This window comes from Limnohabitans sp. Rim28 (assembly GCF_000293865.2).
In the GTDB taxonomy this organism is placed as follows: domain Bacteria; phylum Pseudomonadota; class Gammaproteobacteria; order Burkholderiales; family Burkholderiaceae_C; genus Limnohabitans_A.
Genome location: NZ_ALKN02000002.1, coordinates 82,475 through 99,264 on the forward strand (window position 1 = coordinate 82,475; position 16,790 = coordinate 99,264).

At 49.8% G+C, this 16,790-nt stretch carries 15 protein-coding genes; 7 read left to right on the forward strand and 8 right to left on the reverse strand.

Features of this window, described 5'->3' with window-relative positions; genetic code table 11:
- Nucleotides 1-150: 150 nt before the first annotated feature.
- From mdoH to B472_RS02955, 3 genes are read left to right on the forward strand one after another with little or no spacing between them, the layout of a single operon-like run.
- Entirely contained in the window at nt 151-1,890 is a 1,740-nt protein-coding gene (gene mdoH / locus B472_RS02945) for a glucans biosynthesis glucosyltransferase MdoH (protein WP_019425254.1), read from the forward strand.
- Nucleotides 1,887-3,695, forward strand: coding sequence for a glucan ABC transporter ATP-binding protein/ permease (locus B472_RS02950; RefSeq protein ID WP_019425255.1), 1,809 nt, complete (start codon nt 1,887-1,889; stop codon nt 3,693-3,695). The genes mdoH and B472_RS02950 overlap by 4 nt, the downstream gene beginning before the upstream one ends.
- On the forward strand, nt 3,676-4,554 hold the full coding sequence (locus B472_RS02955; RefSeq protein ID WP_026039181.1) for a class I SAM-dependent methyltransferase: 879 nt from the start codon (nt 3,676-3,678) through the stop codon (nt 4,552-4,554). The genes B472_RS02950 and B472_RS02955 overlap by 20 nt, the downstream gene beginning before the upstream one ends.
- A gap of 372 nt (nt 4,555-4,926) precedes the next feature.
- Here B472_RS02955 and B472_RS02960 read toward each other — a convergent pair whose 3' ends face one another.
- On the reverse strand, nt 4,927-5,376 hold the full coding sequence (locus tag B472_RS02960) for a CBS domain-containing protein (RefSeq protein WP_116798566.1): 450 nt from the start codon (nt 5,374-5,376) through the stop codon (nt 4,927-4,929).
- 91 nt (nt 5,377-5,467) lie between these two features.
- Complete coding sequence (locus tag B472_RS02965) at nt 5,468-5,860, reverse strand: phosphate-starvation-inducible protein PsiE (RefSeq protein ID WP_116798567.1); 393 nt, start codon at nt 5,858-5,860, stop codon at nt 5,468-5,470.
- A gap of 446 nt (nt 5,861-6,306) precedes the next feature.
- Here B472_RS02965 and B472_RS02970 point away from each other — a divergent pair, with 446 nt between their 5' ends.
- Complete coding sequence (locus B472_RS02970) at nt 6,307-7,320, forward strand: hypothetical protein (protein ID WP_133176058.1); 1,014 nt, start codon at nt 6,307-6,309, stop codon at nt 7,318-7,320.
- A 204-nt stretch (nt 7,321-7,524) separates the two neighbouring features.
- Nucleotides 7,525-8,391: a cyclopropane-fatty-acyl-phospholipid synthase family protein gene (locus B472_RS02975; RefSeq protein WP_019425261.1), complete on the forward strand. Its 867-nt coding sequence runs from the start codon at nt 7,525-7,527 to the stop codon at nt 8,389-8,391.
- A gap of 19 nt (nt 8,392-8,410) precedes the next feature.
- Here B472_RS02975 and B472_RS02980 read toward each other — a convergent pair whose 3' ends face one another.
- A complete protein-coding gene (locus B472_RS02980) occupies nt 8,411-9,364 on the reverse strand; it encodes a LysR family transcriptional regulator (RefSeq protein WP_081504896.1) in 954 nt (317 codons plus the stop codon).
- Nucleotides 9,365-9,469: 105 nt separating this feature from the next.
- Between B472_RS02980 and B472_RS02985 the strand changes: the two genes are divergently transcribed.
- Together B472_RS02985 and B472_RS02990 are read left to right on the forward strand one after the other, a co-directional pair.
- Nucleotides 9,470-10,900 carry a sulfatase gene (locus B472_RS02985; RefSeq protein WP_019425263.1) on the forward strand — a complete coding sequence of 477 codons (1,431 nt, stop codon included), beginning with the start codon at nt 9,470-9,472 and terminating at the stop codon, nt 10,898-10,900.
- Nucleotides 10,901-10,918: 18 nt separating this feature from the next.
- A complete protein-coding gene (locus B472_RS02990; protein ID WP_019425264.1) occupies nt 10,919-11,893 on the forward strand; it encodes a tripartite tricarboxylate transporter substrate binding protein in 975 nt (324 codons plus the stop codon).
- A 31-nt stretch (nt 11,894-11,924) separates the two neighbouring features.
- Here B472_RS02990 and eno read toward each other — a convergent pair whose 3' ends face one another.
- From eno to B472_RS03015, 5 genes are all read right to left on the reverse strand, one after another.
- On the reverse strand, nt 11,925-13,211 hold the full coding sequence (eno, locus tag B472_RS02995) for a phosphopyruvate hydratase (RefSeq protein WP_026039182.1): 1,287 nt from the start codon (nt 13,209-13,211) through the stop codon (nt 11,925-11,927).
- Nucleotides 13,208-14,215 carry a phosphotransferase family protein gene (locus B472_RS03000; RefSeq protein ID WP_050995399.1) on the reverse strand — a complete coding sequence of 336 codons (1,008 nt, stop codon included), beginning with the start codon at nt 14,213-14,215 and terminating at the stop codon, nt 13,208-13,210. The genes eno and B472_RS03000 overlap by 4 nt, the downstream gene beginning before the upstream one ends.
- Nucleotides 14,208-15,158 (reverse strand): ketopantoate reductase family protein, encoded by a 951-nt coding sequence (locus B472_RS03005; RefSeq protein WP_019425267.1) that lies wholly within the window; start codon nt 15,156-15,158, stop codon nt 14,208-14,210. Before B472_RS03005 ends, B472_RS03000 begins: the two co-directional genes overlap by 8 nt.
- Before the next feature lie 198 nt (nt 15,159-15,356).
- A complete protein-coding gene (locus tag B472_RS03010; protein ID WP_019425268.1) occupies nt 15,357-16,151 on the reverse strand; it encodes a carbon-nitrogen hydrolase family protein in 795 nt (264 codons plus the stop codon).
- A gap of 40 nt (nt 16,152-16,191) precedes the next feature.
- Nucleotides 16,192-16,608, reverse strand: a complete 417-nt coding sequence (locus tag B472_RS03015; RefSeq protein WP_026039185.1) for a hypothetical protein — start codon at nt 16,606-16,608, stop codon at nt 16,192-16,194.
- Between the last annotated feature and the right edge of the window lie 182 nt (nt 16,609-16,790).

The following is a 16,790-nucleotide window of genomic DNA, read 5'->3' on the forward strand; positions in this document are numbered from 1 at the left end:
ATCAAAGTATAGGACAGCACGTCAAATGCCCACCATTAAAAATGCACCGGGCCTGGTGTTCATAAAGGTTTACAAAAAGTCTGATGACGCACTTTCTGTCAGCCCCATAAAATCAAAGATCTATTGCTTGTGAATATCGAATAAATAACCATGTCAGTCAGACGCATCCTCTTTTTCTCGCTGTCACTGACAACCGCCGTATTCATGCTTTGGTTGATGCATTCAACCCTGTCAAACAACACGCCCTATCTTCTGCACGCCTTTTTGTTGGCACTTTTCGCCATGACACTGCCTTGGATGGTTGTGGGCTTTTGGAATGCCATCATCGGCTTGATTCTGTGCCAATTTTCAAAAGACCCTACAAGCCTGGTTTTCCCAAACGCAGCTGCCTGTTTTCAAGACAAACCACTGACATCCTCAACTGCAATATTGCTTTGCATACGGAACGAGCTGCCCGAAAGACTGGTTCGAAATTTACAGGCCATGTTGAAGGATTTGGTCAACAACGGATGGGGCAAAAATTATCACATTTTCATTTTGAGTGACACCAACGATCCGTCAATTGCACAATTTGAGGACGCTGCTTTCAACAAACTCAGTGATGAGTGGAAAGACCAAATCTTTATCACCTATCGACGCCGTGAAAGCAATGAAGGTTTCAAGGCTGGCAACATCGAAGATTTTTGTCAACGGTGGGGGACTCTTCACGAATATGCAATCGTCCTCGATGCAGATAGTTTCATGACAGGTAGTGCCATGTCGCGGCTGGTACGCATCATGGAAAACGATCACCGTTTGGGAATTGTTCAAGGGCTGGTTGTCGGCTTGCCTTCGGCCAGTGCGTTCACCCGATTGTTTCAATATGGCATGCGCTTGGGCATGCGCTCTTACACCATGGGGTCTTCTTGGTGGCTTGGAGACTGTGGGCCTTACTGGGGACACAATGCCATCATCAGATTGGAACCGTTTATTGACCACTGCAATGTGGCCTTACTCAAGACAGGCTCAAAACATAAAACAATTTTGAGCCACGACCTGATAGAGGCCATTTTGATGCGAAGGGCTGGTTACGAGGTACGGGTTTTTCCATGCGAAGACCAGAGCTACGAAGAAAACCCGCCCACTCTCAGCGATTACATCCAGAGAGATTTGAGATGGTGTGAAGGAAATTTGCAATACATTCACCTGCTGAGACTTGAAAATTTACACGCTATGGGGCGGTTCCAATTGTTCATGGCCATCGCCATGTTCGCAGGGTCTCCAGCCTGGATCCTTCTCATGTTGATCACAGTGGTATCCGCAAGCACGGTCAGTTCTTTTTCTGAGTACATCAATACAGGTTTTTTTCAAGCATTGATTGTTGCTTCCGGCGTCATGTGGTACCTGCCAAAAATAGCTGGTGCCTTAGATGTTCTCTTGCGCAGAAGAGAGAGTCATCGTTTTGGAGGCCGCACTGTCTTCGTGAAAAGTTTATTGCTTGAAACATTTTTTTCGTTTTTGATGACGCCCATCACTTGGCTCAATCATTCATTTTTCATCATTGGACTCGTCCTGGGCCATCAGGGTGGGTGGTCTACCCAATCTAGAGATGATCACGTCATTTCTTGGCGTCAAGCAAGTCAACAATTTTTTCCGCACACACTGATTGGTATTTTCTTATCTGTTTTGCTTTTATGGTCTCATCCAAGTCTATTCCCAATTGGCCTGTTTTTCTTTGGGGGGTTGGCGCTGGCAATACCCTTGGTAGTTTTGACATCCCAAGCTTGGCTTGGGGAAAAAATGATCCAGCATCAATGGTTGTCTTCGCCTGAAGAAATTGGACGCTCAGAAGTTCTGCAGCCTCTTCAACTCAAGTCCTATTCCATCCAAGAAAAGTTCCAGAAAAAATGATCTATTTTTGGAAAATTTATGCGCGAGTGCTTGGACTTTTAGGCACGCAAAAAAGTTTAGCGTGGCGCTTGTCAATTGCTAACATTGCGCTGGCTTGTGCTTTGTTTTTTGAGCCCATTTTGTTTGGAAAAATCATTGATGAACTTTCGAAAATAGCCAATCAAACTGAAGACCGCATTTGGGAATCTATCAGTCCGTTGCTCTTGTTATGGATTGGTTTTGGTCTGTTCACCATCGTTTCCTCAACTTTGATTGCGCTTTATTCTGATCGCCTCGCACACAGTAGACGCCATGCAGTGATGAACGACTACGTTATGCACGTCTTGCACTTGCCCATGTCTCAGCTGTCAAGGACGCATTCAGGAAAGCTGATGAAAGTCATGACGCAAGGTACAGACGCTCTGTGGTCGTTGTGGCTCAGTTTTTTTCGGGAGCAATTGGCTGCATTTGTGTCATTGGTTGTTTTGATGCCGCTTGCGTTTTTTATCAATTGGCAATTGGCGTCCATCTTGATGGTTCTTTGTGTCTTCTTTGTTTTGCTGACGCACTCTATTTTGCGAAAAACTCAAAAACTTCAACAACAAATTGAAAATCATCACACCGAAATGGCAACCCAAGCCTCAGACACTTTGAGCAACATCGCTTTGGTTCAAAGCTTCACACGAATTGATGCAGAAGCAAAATCACTCAGTCAAATCAGTCAACGCGTATTGCAAGCGCAGTTTCCAATTTTGAATTGGTGGGCGGTGGTTACCGTGATGACACGCTGCGCAACATCCATCAGTATTTTTTGCATCATCCTCTTGGGTGTTTGGCTCTACTCCCATTCCCTGGTGAGCGTTGGAGAAATAGTCACATTTTTAGCGTTCGCAGGCCTGGTCATTACCCGCCTTGATCAATCGGTTTCATTCATCAACAGACTCGCTACCGAAGCGCCTCGCTTAAAGGACTTTTTTGATGTTCTGGACACAACACCTGAGGTAAAAGATAAACCCGATGCCATTGACCCAGGACGCTTGGTTGGATTGGTGGAGTTCAAAAATGTGAGTTTTTCCTACAACGCCAACATTTCAGCCGTAAACAATCTCAGCTTTTGTCTCCATCCGGGTCAAACGCTCGCCCTGGTTGGCACTTCAGGCGCTGGAAAATCAACCGCCCTCAGTTTGTTGTACCGTGCCTTTGACAGGAAATCAGGACTCATCACGATAGACGGCCATGATATCGAGCACATTAAGCTCAAAGCATTGAGGCAGAACATCGGCGTTGTTTTCCAAGAGCCTTTTTTGTTCAATCGCTCAATTGCTGAAAATTTGCGAATTGGCTCGCCGGATGCTTCCGATGAAGCATTGCATGAAGCCGCATCCTGCGCCCAAGCCTTGGATTTCATCATGTCTCAGCCTGATGGCTTTGACACCATCATTGGTGAACATGGTCGCACGCTGTCTGGTGGCGAAAGGCAACGACTTTCACTCGCGCGTGTTTTCTTGAAAAATGCACCGATTTTGATCTTGGATGAGGCGACCAGCGCACTGGACACGCCCACTGAAACCAGCTTGCTTAAAGCCCTTGAAGCTGTCACTCAAACGCGAACCACGCTGGTTATTGCGCACCGGCTGAGTACGATTCGAAATGCGGATGTTATTTTGGTCATGGAAAACGGCAAGGCTGTTGAATCAGGAAACTTTGAAGAACTGATGGCGCAAAGCGGCGTTTTCGCCGGCATGATGCAACAACAATATGGCATGCCCAATAAGCTCAATGGCTCAACCTTTGATCGAATAGACAATGAACAGCTTCACCAGTGAATGGCTTGCTTTGAGAGAGCCTGTTGATCACCGCTCTCGAAACCCAAAGCTGATGGCTTCAGTCAAGGCCTATCTTCAACACATCGAATCCTCACGTCCTGGTGCGGTTCATGTCGTTGATCTGGGTTGTGGGAGCGGCTCGAATCTTCGCGCACTTGCACCTGTCTTCAATGAAGTTCAAGAGTGGACTTTGGTTGATTCAGACCCCAAATTATTGAATGCAGCGCATGCTGCGCTTTTGAAATGGAGTGATGATTCAACCATTGTCAAAAATGATCCTCATACATCTGCTCATCAATCCCAGGAGTCACAACTGATCTTAAAAAAACACAGTAAAAAAATTATTGTTAATTTTCAATGTGCGGATCTTGCCAAAGAGGCTCATTTGCCCATCATGGCTAAATCAGATCTTGTGACCGCAGCAGCTTTTTTTGATTTAACAAGCGACAGCTGGCTTAAGAAATTTTCTATGGCACTGACAAAACCCCTTTACGCAACCCTCAGTTACAACGGTGCCGAAACTTGGGATCCACAGGGGCCGGATGATCAAGCAGTCTTACAAGCATTTCACTTTCACCAACGCACCGATAAAGGTTTTGGAGCTGCTTCAGGCCCCAATGCGGCAAATGTTTTGATCAACCTACTGAAAGACCGTCACTTTGATGTTGAGGTTGAGGACAGCCCTTGGGTCATGAATGAACTTGATCGACCACTGACGGAACAACTTGCTTTCGGAATTGCTGATGCCGTTAAGGAGACTGGTCTTCTTCCAATCGAAACCGTAGAAAACTGGTTGCGAAGTAAAAAAACCGCAAGTCAATGTACCGTTGGTCACACTGATTTTTTTGCTTACCCTTGAAGCCTTCGAAAAAATGATTTCTACCGCTGATTGATCCGATTAATTTAGCCCACTCAAGACTGTGTCTAAACCGTTAAGATCACGGATCAAGGCTTGCGAAAAATGCAAAGTTGTAAGCTCAACGCCCTATCGTGTTGTGCAGGATGCATCTGCAGCGTGGGTTCTTATTTGTAATGATTGCCGAGCAAAGGTTGAACGACTCCCCTTCTACAGCTATGGCGGCACATGTAAAGCCGATAAACGGCATTGAAACGGCTCACGGTTATTGACCAACCTTTGGGAAGATAAATTTAAAAACTTTATCAACAGCCCAGTTACTGTCCCATGTTGTTGACGCCAAGTCGGTGCGCCAACAACATAGTCAATCAATCATCAAAGCGCAGCGCTGTGCCCCTTGATATAGGTCTCTAAAAACCCAATCTGCTGGCCCATTTGTCGAATGTTGTCTTTGACGACATCACCAATAGAAATAACGCCAACGACCCGCCCAGCTTCCACAACCGGCAGATGGCGGAAGTTACGGGAAGCCATCAAGCCTGTGCAGGCTTCAATGGGATCGTCCAGTTTGACCGAGACAGGGTCGGCAGTCATGACTTCTTGCACCAGGACTTGTTTGGCATCCAGGCCGGGTAACAGCACCTTGATGGCACAGTCACCCTGAGTGACGATGCCCATCAGCTTTTCATCGTTGACCACCAAGATCGCACGCACACGGTTGTCGCGCATCAGCTGTAAGGCCACGACCACTTTTTCGTCGGGCTTGACGCTGATCACGTTAACGGATTTTCCTTTTTGTGCTAAACATGCTTTGACGCTGGTCATCTGAATTCCTATTTACGGTTGTGTGATTTAAATTTTCTCACAGCCATTGGAGTCATGCTCGCGTTGTATTCTTCTTATCAAGCGCCTTTGGTCAATCACGGTCTTGTATTTTGCTGATCACCCAGCAGGCAATCGCAATCATCAAAATAGCGCCACTCTCATACAAAAGAATAGAAGGGTCACCGTCCTTGCCCTGGAGGATGATCAAGCGGCTCAAGGCAGTCATGGCAATGACCAACGGTATGGTGATTGGAATTCGGTGGCTGCTGTAAAAAGCGCCCAACATACCCAATACTTCTGCATAAATAAACATCAGCAATAAGTCCTTCAGCGCTACGCTGCGCTGCTCGATCAACAGCATGACTTCTTGCAGCATGGCACCCACTGTAAACAGTGCGATAGTGACCAGGAAAACTTTTTCAGTCACGTCAATGATTTTTTTGATGGGCATAAGATCTTGAGTTGAATGGGTTAATTCAGGCATTATTCAATGAATCGTGAAAAGGAGTTGCTCACTCTTAAAGTACATCATTTGTATCAGCCTATTAACTTTGATGAATGAACTGAATCACCCCGGAAGCTGATGAGGTTTCACGCTTAAATAAATTAGAACCTCGCGCAAGGTCTAAAACTGCCCTGCCCTGCGAAGCCACATGGCCTGACCCCGATGGCCCAGCGTTTGCAAAGAGGACCAGTTTCTGAAGGCTGACAAACATCGCGTTGTCCACTGATCTCGACTAAGATTGTTGTCGCACAATAAAAAGTCCATTTAATCCATCACCAGTCATCGTGTAAAACCATTGCACGTGGTCGATTATTCAAAATGGGAAAACCATGTCCCCAAAGGTCAACGCGTCGACACCCGCCGGCATCCTGATTGAAGGCAGCAGGGATTTAAACCCCGATCAATCGCATGGCGAGTTCAACCGCTTGCTCAAGCGCTTGGGCCTCCAAGAGGCGACTCAGATTCGGCCATCTGTTCAAAATGCAGACGGCTGTTTTGAAGCCCGACTCCAGCAGCGGTATGTCGATCTTTGGTGCCCGGGTTTTGACACACTGCAGGTCAGAACGCTTGCGTCTGACTTGGTGTTATCCGATGCGCATGCTCTGGAACTCGAAATAGTCCTGACCATGCTGGCTGCGCCGCAGATCATGACTTTTAAAAGCGTGGCGCAACTCGAATCGCACATACGTGTCCGCGTCAATATTGCAAGGGCAGCCGCCAAAACCTCCTTGGCATTCAACACCGAAGCTGCCGAGCGACCTTCAGAATACTGGCAGGGAGACTCCGAAACGGGGTTTGTCATCCGTCAAGGTGTCAGCCTGGAAGAGGCCATCATCGCTGCCACCCAGCCCGAAGTCACTGGTCGTCAGTATGAGTTTTCTTGTTATCGGGCTGCGGAGTATTTGGTTTTGCTCGGTCTGGCTGAGGAAGCCAAGCTCGCAAACCCAAGTTATTTGCAGGCGTTGGAAGCACAGTGTCGTCTGGCGGTGCCCAGGGCTGACCCATTCCACACCACCTACGTCTATGAATACGGTAGGCCTGAAAACCCCATCCCCATGCGCTACTACGTGCCGGGCGATCGTTTATGGTTCAAAAACCCCGACGATCGCTCCTCGGATGTCAAAGGTTTTGAAGGATCTTGGGTATTTTACTTGGGTGGCGGTTTGTTCAGCAATTTTTGGCGACGAGACAAACCCTTTGACTTGACTTCTAAATGCCTCGAAATCTACCACTGGCGTGATGGTGCTTGCCTCAATTCGAGCGGCGTTCTGTCCATGGATGAAAGCGAAGTGGCGCGACAGATAGAACTCACAAGGCAGTCCCCTGAAAAATTGGAAGCTGTGATGTCCAAAATGATGGCTTACCGAGACCCCGCAGGTGTTTACGCGAATGGGGGATGCATTGACTCGACTCGCGAGATACCGCGCTCTTTGTTTTGAGCGCCAGGCGGGTCCATGTCTTTTTAAGGGCTCAGTCCTGAACCCCAACTGGCTCGCTGAGTAAAGGGTAAATACCAATGAAGCCCAAAACCGCGATTCATTCAAAATCAATGCAAACAATTAATAATCCTACGAATTACCCAAGGAATTGCCTCTGCTCGGTCCTGCATGGCAAAACCCAATGCATCTCATAAGGAATAGATCATGAAGTTATCCCGTGTTTTGCTGCCCATCCTGCTGACCAGTTGGCTGAATGCGGCCTGCGCCTCCACCGCCACCACCGCCACCAACACGGCCGGCCCAAAACCAGCCACAACGGCCTACGAGCCCGTGCGCGGTCAAGCCGGCAAGGATGTGATCTGGATCCCCACCCCACCAGGTCTGATTGACAAAATGCTCGCCGCAGCCAAGGTCACCGATCAAGACAGATTGTTTGATTTGGGCGCGGGCGACGGCATCATCGCCATCACCGCGGCACGTCAATACGGCACCCAAGCGGTGGGCATTGAGTTCAACCCCGACATGGCGCAATTTGCCCGCCGCAAAGTTGCCGAAGCTGGCGTGACCGACAAAGTGAGGATCATCACAGGGGACATCTTCCAAGAAGACTTCAGTTCGGCCACTGTGGTGACCCTTTACCTGATGCCCCACTTGAATTTGAAGCTACGCCCACTCTTGCTCAAGATGAAACCAGGCACGCGGGTGGTCTCGCATGCCTTCACCATGGGCGACTGGGAGCCTGACGAAACCATGTCGTATCTACACGCACAAGGCTACTTTTGGGTGGTCCCAGCACAAATTGAGGGCAATTGGGTCATGACCGGGCTGGATGGCGGGCCCATGCGCATGAGCATGAGCCAATCCTTTCAAAACATTGGCGGAATTCTCTCCCGTGGCAGCCAAAACCACGCCATGTTGGGTGCCAGGTTGCGTGGCGATGAAGTCAAATTTCAATTCATCACGCAAGACCGCAAGGTACACGCTTTCACTGGCCGTGTAGAAGGTCGCCGCATCACGGGCACTGTTGTCTCTGATTACATGCACACGCCTGTCGAAATCACCCGACCTTGAAACGCATCATCTCTCGGCTTCAAAGTCCAAGTGCTTTTTGCAGCGCTTGCATGGTTGCCGAGGGAATCAAGTTTTGCTTGTGCGTGACCAAGTACAAGTCGGGGAGATTGATCTTTGGCTGAATTTTGACAATGGCTAAGTTATTGGCGCGCTCTTCTTCTTTGGCTTGATGCTCACGCATGATGCCAAGCAAGTTGTCATCAAATTGAATCAAGCCTTTCATCGTGATGGCAGACATGGACTCAATGACAGGAATGATGTCTGGGCAATCCATTTTTTTGAGTGCGTACATTAACTCTTTGGTCATCAGCGCATCCTTGGGAGGCAAAGCCCATCGGTGCTGAACAGCTTCCGTCCATTTGATGGTTCTTCGCTTTGAGAAAGGGTGTTTCTTGGAGGCGACGACACAAAGACTGTCGGTGGAAATCGGCTGAAGCTTCAGCGATTTAGTTCTTACATCACCCATCATCTCTCTTGAAAAACTGGTCACCACGCCATCTAACTCATGGTTGATGAGGGCGTTGATCAGTTCTTGAGGAGGACTTTCTTGAATTTGAATTTTAAGCAAGGGCAGCTGTTGGATGACGTCAACAACCAGCTTGGGAAAGATACTGGTTGTAGAAAAAGATCCCAGCCGCAAAAGACCGCTTGATCCCTCTTCAATCGAATTGATTTCGGAAAAACAGCGGTCAAGACTTTGCACCATGTCGCACGCCTGTCGTATCAAAAGCGCGCCTTGAATGGTAGGTTGAATGCCCGTTCTACCTCTTGTGAACAAGGCGGCTTTACTCACGGACTCAATTTCAGAAATCATTTTGCTCACAGCAGGCTGAGTGAGGTTGAGCTTGCCTGCAGCTGCGCTGACTGTGGTCGCCTCACTGAGATGGCATAGCAACTCCAAATGACGCATGCGAAGCCTGCGCAAGGCTGAAAGCGTATTGGGCGTTATGGGCTTGAATTTGAATTGTTCCATCTTGCTACCTGTCCATTCCAAATAGTAATGGATCGATTAAAAATAATCACTATTTATTTGCATAGAGACGGACTAGCATGGGATTTTTCATGTGCAGAGAATCCGATGAGTCCAAAGCAACCTCACATCATTTTCATCATCACTGACCAGCAACGCTATGACACGATCGCTGGCTTGGGATTTCCGCACATGGATACGCCGAACCTGGACAGGTTGATCAAAGAAGGCACCCACTTTACGCAGTGCCATGTTGCTGGGGCATCTTGTGTGCCAGCTCGCTCGAGTTTGTTCACCGGCTATTACGCTCATACCACTGGCATCTTAAAAAATGCAGACAGATGGCGTCACACTTGGGTCGAAAATCTCGCACAAGTTGGCTACACCTGCATCAACGTTGGCAAGATGCACACATGGCCTTTAGACACACCTGCCGGGTACCACCAACGCTATGTTGTAGAAAATAAAGACCGATTTTTGGAGGGTCGATTTTTCTTTGATGACTGGGATCGCTCACTGGCTGCGCGAGGCTTGGTCAAGCAGCAAAGAGTTCAGTACCGAGAATTTCCAGACTACCGCGAAAGACTCGGTGCATTTGAATGGCGCTTACCACCTGACTCGCATTCAGACAATTTTGTTGCCGATAGAGCTTGCTGGTGGATTGACACCGCCCCCAAAGCAGAGCCCTTGTTTTTGCAAATTGGTTTTCCGGGACCGCACCCACCTTACGACCCAACGCCGGACTACCTCAATAGGTACATCGACAAAGATTTGCCCATCGCCAAAGTCACGCAAGCAGATTTGGCAGGACAACCAAAACCGTTCCATGTGCTTCGCGAACACAACGTTGAAATAGACCACGATTCAGTCGTACACCAACTCGAACCCAGCGATGAGCATCGCCATCGGCAGCGCGCCCATTACTTGGCCAACGTCACCATGATTGACGATGCAATTGGGAAGATCACGGATTCGCTTGATAAGAAGGGCTATTTGGACAATTGCATCATCGTTTTCACATCGGACCATGGAGACTGTTTAGGAGATCACGGGCACAGTCAAAAGTGGACCATGTACGAGCAAGTGACAAAGGTTCCTATGATTTTGTGGGCGCCTGGAAAGGTACCTGAGGCCCATAAATCTGATGCCCTGATTCAAGCGATGGACATCGTTCCATGGTTACTCACTCAGGCACAAGCCAAACACCCCGAAGGCATGGAGGCCGTTTCTGTCGAACCAGCTTTCAGTGATCCGCATTGGCCTGGACGTGAGGCCGTTTATTGCGAACAAGGTCGTGACAACATTTTGACGGACATTGAGTTCATGACCATGGTCAGAACCCAACGGTGGAAGCTGGTGCATTTTCTGAATGAAAGCTTTGGCCAGCTTTTTGATCTTGAAAATGACCCCGAGGAAACCAACAACCTTTGGACGTCAACAACGCACGCTGCTATTCGTCAAGGCCTGATGGACAAGCTACTGCATTGGCGCATGTCGAGTCAGATCAAGACTCAGAATGTTTTTCGTGACCACCGTTGATCTAAACAGGAGACAAACATGAAACTCAAACAAATGGGTGTTTTTTTGGCCCTCTTAGCGGGTGCAATTTTCAGTCAACCTCTTCTTGCCCAAGACTTCCCCAACAAACCCATACGAATGGTGATTGGTTTTCCTCCAGGAGGTGGCATTGATCAGCTGGCCCGATTGTTGGCACAAGACATGTCAAGCCAATTAGGTCAAAACGTCATTGTGGACAATAAACCTGGTGCAGGCACAGCGATAGCTTCCGCAGAAATCATGCGGTCACCCAGTGACGGCTACACGATTGGCTTGGGAAATGTGGGGCAGTTTTCTGTTTTGGAACACATTTCCAAGCAACCCATTGTTGATTTACCTAATAAATTAGCGCCCATTGGACAGGTAGGCTATGCCCCCTTAGCGCTTTTTGTGCCAGCCACATTGAATGTGACTTCAGCGGCCGAGTATTTGAATTTGCTGAAGTCTCAGCCAGATGCCTTTAGCTACGCTTCAGGCGGCAATGGACAAATAACGCACCTTGCTTTTGAAATGTTGAAGTCTGAAGCACAAGTCAAAATTCAGCATATCCCCTACAAAGGCAGCGGACCTGCACTGATCGATTTGATGGCCGGCAGAGTGGTTGGAATGATTGATGCTCTTGGAGCGGGTATGCCGCATGTCAGAAGCGGCAAATTAAAAGTATTGGCGCTCACGGCTGCAGAACGTGCGCCAGAGTTTCAATCCATTCCAACCTTCAGAGAATCTGGTTTGAAAAACTACGTGGTGACGGGCTGGCAAGGCATGGTTGCGCCGTTGGGCACGCCGCCAGCCATTGTTCAAAGACTGAACCGTGCTTTGAATGACTCTTTGAACAAGAAGGAAGTTCGGGAAAAAATGATCGGTCTGGGCTACTACCCCACTCCTACCACTGCGGATCAGTTCGGTCTGTTCATGAAAGCAGAATCAGTTCGATGGGGTGCGCTTTCCAAGGAACTCAAAATTGAAGCAGATTGATGCCCTTGTGTTGACGCCGATGTCGATTTGATCAGTGTGCTCTTCTGAATACGCTACCGCCAGCAAAACTGGCTTGTGGGCCCAGTTGTTCTTCTATGCGCAGCGCATGGTTCCACTTGATCATGCGTTCACTTCTGGCAAACGATCCGACTTTGAGTTGACCGACATTCCAACCAATGGCCAGGTCGACAATGGTGGTGTCTTCGGTTTCACCTGAGCGGGCCGATACGATGGCTGAGTAGCCCATTTCTTTGGCCACATTCCAAGCTTGCAAAGTTTCGCTCAGGGTGCCCTGTTGGTTGGGTTTTAGGAGAACTGTATTGGCAGCGCCTAAATGGGCGGCCTCTCGAACGAGGTTTGAATTGGAGACCAAAAAGTCATCCCCCACAATTTGCAGGCGATGGCCAATGGCTTGGGTAAAGCGAGCGAACCCCTCAGGATCGTCTTCTGCCAATGGGTCTTCTATGGAGACGATGGGATACTTATCAATCCATCCCAGCAGCATTTCAATCATGCCATCGGAGTCCAGTGCCCGAGATTCAAGTCCAAGTCGGTATTGGCCGTGTTGCCCAAATTCGGAAGCTGCAATGTCCAAAGCCATGGCGACTTGATCTCCAGGAATAAAGCCTGCGCGTTCGATGGCATGTACCAGCATTTCCAGAGCTTGCTCGTTGCTTGAAAAGTCAGGCCACCAACCCCCTTCGTCGGCAACACCGAACAGTGAGCCACGTTGCGCCATCAGCAAGCCCGCATGGCGGTAGACTTCAGCCGTCCACTCCAAAGCCTGAGCGAAACTGCTTGCGCCAGGACATACCACCATGAAGTCCTGAACATCCACACGCCTGCCGGCATGTGCACCACCGCCAAAAATTTGAATTTGGGGCATGGGCAAGCGGCCAATTCCGCCATGACCAAGGTATCGGTACAAAGGCATGTCAGAGGCGGCAGCCATCGCATGCGCTGCCGCCATTGAAACGGCCAATGTGGCATTTGCGCCTAATCTTGACTTGTTGATTGTTCCATCCAGGTCAATGAGCGCCTGGTCAAGAACCAATTGGTTGTCCGCCTTGGTTCCCACGAGTGCTTTAGAAATTTCACCGTTGACATGCCCGACCGCCTGCATCACATCCAACCCACCAAACCGATCACCCCCATCCCTTAATTCCAGTGCTTCACGCGTGCCTTTGGATGCGCCCGCTGGCGCAATGGCTCTGCCGAGTGAGCCATCGTTGAGAATGACCTCAGCTTCTACGGTGGGTCGACCACGACTGTCCCAGACGCGCCTTGCACGGATGGATTGAATGGCAAACGGTGTCATGTCTTAAGTTCCTTGGCCCATGCTTGGGCAATCTCTTGCAAATGGCTTGTTGGTTTGATAAGGAAGGCGCTTGCGACGCGTCTGACCTGTTCGCGCTGATGCTCTTGCGTCACATATTCGACAGGCGACTTGCCATCCACTCTGGCCAGAAAAAGCCCAGGAAGCAGCCGTGCCGCTCTTGCTTCAAGATCGCTGGGCAGTTCCCAATCGACCGATGTCAAATAGCTGGTGGTCAGAACTTCAAAGCCATGTAAAAAATCTGACGATGAAGCAGGCGTCCACAGACACTTGAGCAACAAATGGTTGAGGCAAAACGCCAAGTCAAATGCAGGGTCACTCCAAGTGGCGCACTCTGCATCCAACAACAAGGGCCCTTGTGGCCCCAACAGGATATTTTTGGGGCTGACATCACCATGCACCAGTGTTTTTGCATTGTTTTGCGTTTGCAATACCAACGCTTCCAATGCGTGTGCCAGTTGGGGATGGCGCTCAGCTGTGGCGAGCAAATAAGGTGCCAGTCTGATTTCAAAAAAGATTTTGTCCGTTGGAAACTCACTGGCCAAGTGGCTATTTTTTGCGGCATGGCTGTGAATCTTAGAAAGGACTTGTCCCATGGCATGAGCAGTCTGCGGATCAGCATGGCCAGCACGCAATTCTTGTTTCCAGACGCGGTAGAGATCTGGGTCAAGGTATTGCATCACCAACACCCCCAATTCAGGGTGTTGGCCCCATAATTCTGGCGCGCTAACTGCAGAAACTTGGTGGGCAATTTGCAACCATCTGGCTTCATAAAGGTTGCGTTCTACAGGCGCATACCAATCTGCATTCACCCTCAATTTGGACAAAGCCCGTTTGGCGCAAACAGGGCCCTTTTCGGTGTCAATGCGCCAAATATCAGATGACACACCACCCGTTAGAGGTGCACCCCAAAGGGAAGATGCGTTTGAAAGACCCAGTTCGTTCAAAGCCCGAACGAACTCTATGGGGACTTCTGATTTAGACATGATCGGTATACGTTGATTCAACCAGCTTGACCAATGAGAATAAGGCTTGGTTCACGGGGGTGGCAACGCCAAGCGCTTGCCCACGTCTCACAATGAAGCCATTCAAATGGTCAATTTCACTGGGTTTAGAGCGCGCCATATCTTGTGCGGTCGATGATTTCTGACTTCCCATCGTGACAGCTATTTTTGCGACGGCCTCCAGAGCGACGGTCTCTGATAAATGGATGCCGTCGGCCAGCGCCACTGCGATGACTTCCCTCACCGCAGCTGTCTGGGTGATGCGAACAGCCTCTAAGGCCGCAAGTTTTTCGTATTGAATTTGCGCCAAGCCTGAAATCGCGTTGAACGCACAGTTGATCAGCAACTTAGACCACAACTCAGCCATCACGTTTTGCGAAATCTGAACCGGAACCTGGGCTGAAGCAAAGAGCTCAACGATCGCTTGAAGCGTTTTTTGCGGATCCTGCAGTCGTGAATCCTGCATCGTTCCCATCACAAGATCGCCGCGGCCATGGTGTTTCACACAAGCTGGGGCGGGAATTTCTGTCGCCACATAGACGACACAGGGGATCACCGCATGGGGTACCTGTTGTGCAATCAGGGCTGAATTCTCCACCCCGTTCTGCAAACTCATGATCAAAGCATGCGGTGCAAGGTGGGGCACCATTTGACGTGCGACCGAAGCGCTGTCTGTCGATTTGACACAGAACAAAACCAAGTCTGCGCTTTGCAAGCTCGATAACTCAGTGCTTGCATCAAGGTGGACGATCTCTGAGGAAGATGATGTGGCCAAATCCAATGTCAGACCGTCGCGCTGGGTCGCCTCGACATGTGCGGGACGTCCGATGAGCGTCACCTTGTGCCCAGCGCGGGCAAGCATGGCACCGTAAAAGCTACCGACGGCGCCTGCACCAACAACGGCAATGTGCTTAAAAGTGGGCATGTTCAAAATGACCCTTGATTTGCTGAGAAATTAATGCTGATTTTCATCATGGAGGTGCGTGCTTTTCAGTGATCATCTGTGGGTGTTATGGCTTAGGGGGATGCATTCGATTGATTATCTATGCTCTGGCAATCCCCCAAATCAGCACACAAAAACTGCGCTATGAAAAGTGTCAACAGGTTGTGGGGAATGCCGTGGTCACAGGCGACGATGCCGCAAAGCCTGCAAGTTGTGACGCACGAACTTCAGCCGCTGGCGGTCCATCTCGCCCATCACAACGCCCTCGCCTTCCGGTAAAACCGAGACCACCTCACCCCAAGGGTCGATCAGCATGCTGTGACCGTAAGTTTGGCGACCGCTTGCGTGAGTGCCGCCTTGTGCTGCCGCCAACACGTAACACTGGTTCTCGATGGCCCGAGCGCTTAACAAAACTTGCCAATGGGCTGAGCCTGTCGGCACGGTAAAGGCTGAGGGCACCAAGATCAGGTCCACCTCGCCCATGGCACGGTAAAGCTCAGGAAACCGCAAGTCATAGCAAATGGACATCCCAATACGCCCAAAAGGTGTTTCAGCAGTCACGATCTCTGTTCCCGCCACCATGGTGCGGCCTTCGTCCAAATGACGGGTGCCGTCTTGGTAGCTGAAGAGATGCATCTTGTCGTAACGGGCCACCACTTCACCTTGAGAATTGAAGAGCAAGGCGGTGTTTGTGACCTTGGCCGCGTCTTGGGTCTTGATGGGGATGGAGCCACCGGCAACCCAAATGCCGTGTTGCCGAGCTTTGGAAGCCAACATCTCTTGCATGGGGCCTTGTCCAAACTCCTCCGCAATCTGGAATTTGTCGGTTTCATGCCATCCGATTTGCACAAAGTACTCGGGCAGAGAAACCAGTTGGGCACCATCGGCGACGGCTTGATCCATCAGCCTTGAGGCTGTTGCCAAGTTGGTGGCCAAATCCGGCGCAGACACCATTTGGATGGCAGCAATCTTCATGGATTTATCGGTTGCGTGAAGACGTGGAATAGAAGCTGTCTCAGCGGGTGATCATCACGATCTGATCTGCCGCAATGGTGAGCTCGAATTCAACCAGTTCACCATTTTGGAGCTTCGGGAAGCCCAAGCCTGCCACGTTGAACCTTCCTGGCTTGGCAGCCGGAACGGGCCCTTTGGACTGAACGCCCTCTCCCCGAGCTAAAGCCTTGTTGCCGTCGCAAACCGATAAAAGAGCGGCCTGCGTCAATTCAACCGCTCGGACTTGCGTCAATTCAGATTTGTTCTTCACTGGCACGATGCGCCCGGCATCATCCAATAGACGCACCGATTGAAACTGCGGTGCCCAGACAGCGTTGTCCATTCGCCCGGCAGTGATGCAACTCGAAGCCTGAACACCCATCGCGAGAAGACATACGGCCAAGAAAAGGGATGGCTTGCAGATTGTGAAAGCGGTCATGAGAAGCTCCAATCAAGAGTGATCATCATAAGACGCAGGTCGGCAACATCGTGTCTAAATCCTGCGAACATTCGCAACATTTCCAAGAATTCAGAGCCCCCCGGAGGTCAACGTTCAAAAGGCAAAGGAGTGGTGAGCTGGGTTCCGAAGGGCAATCGGGTGAGCGAATGAGAGTGCAAGCA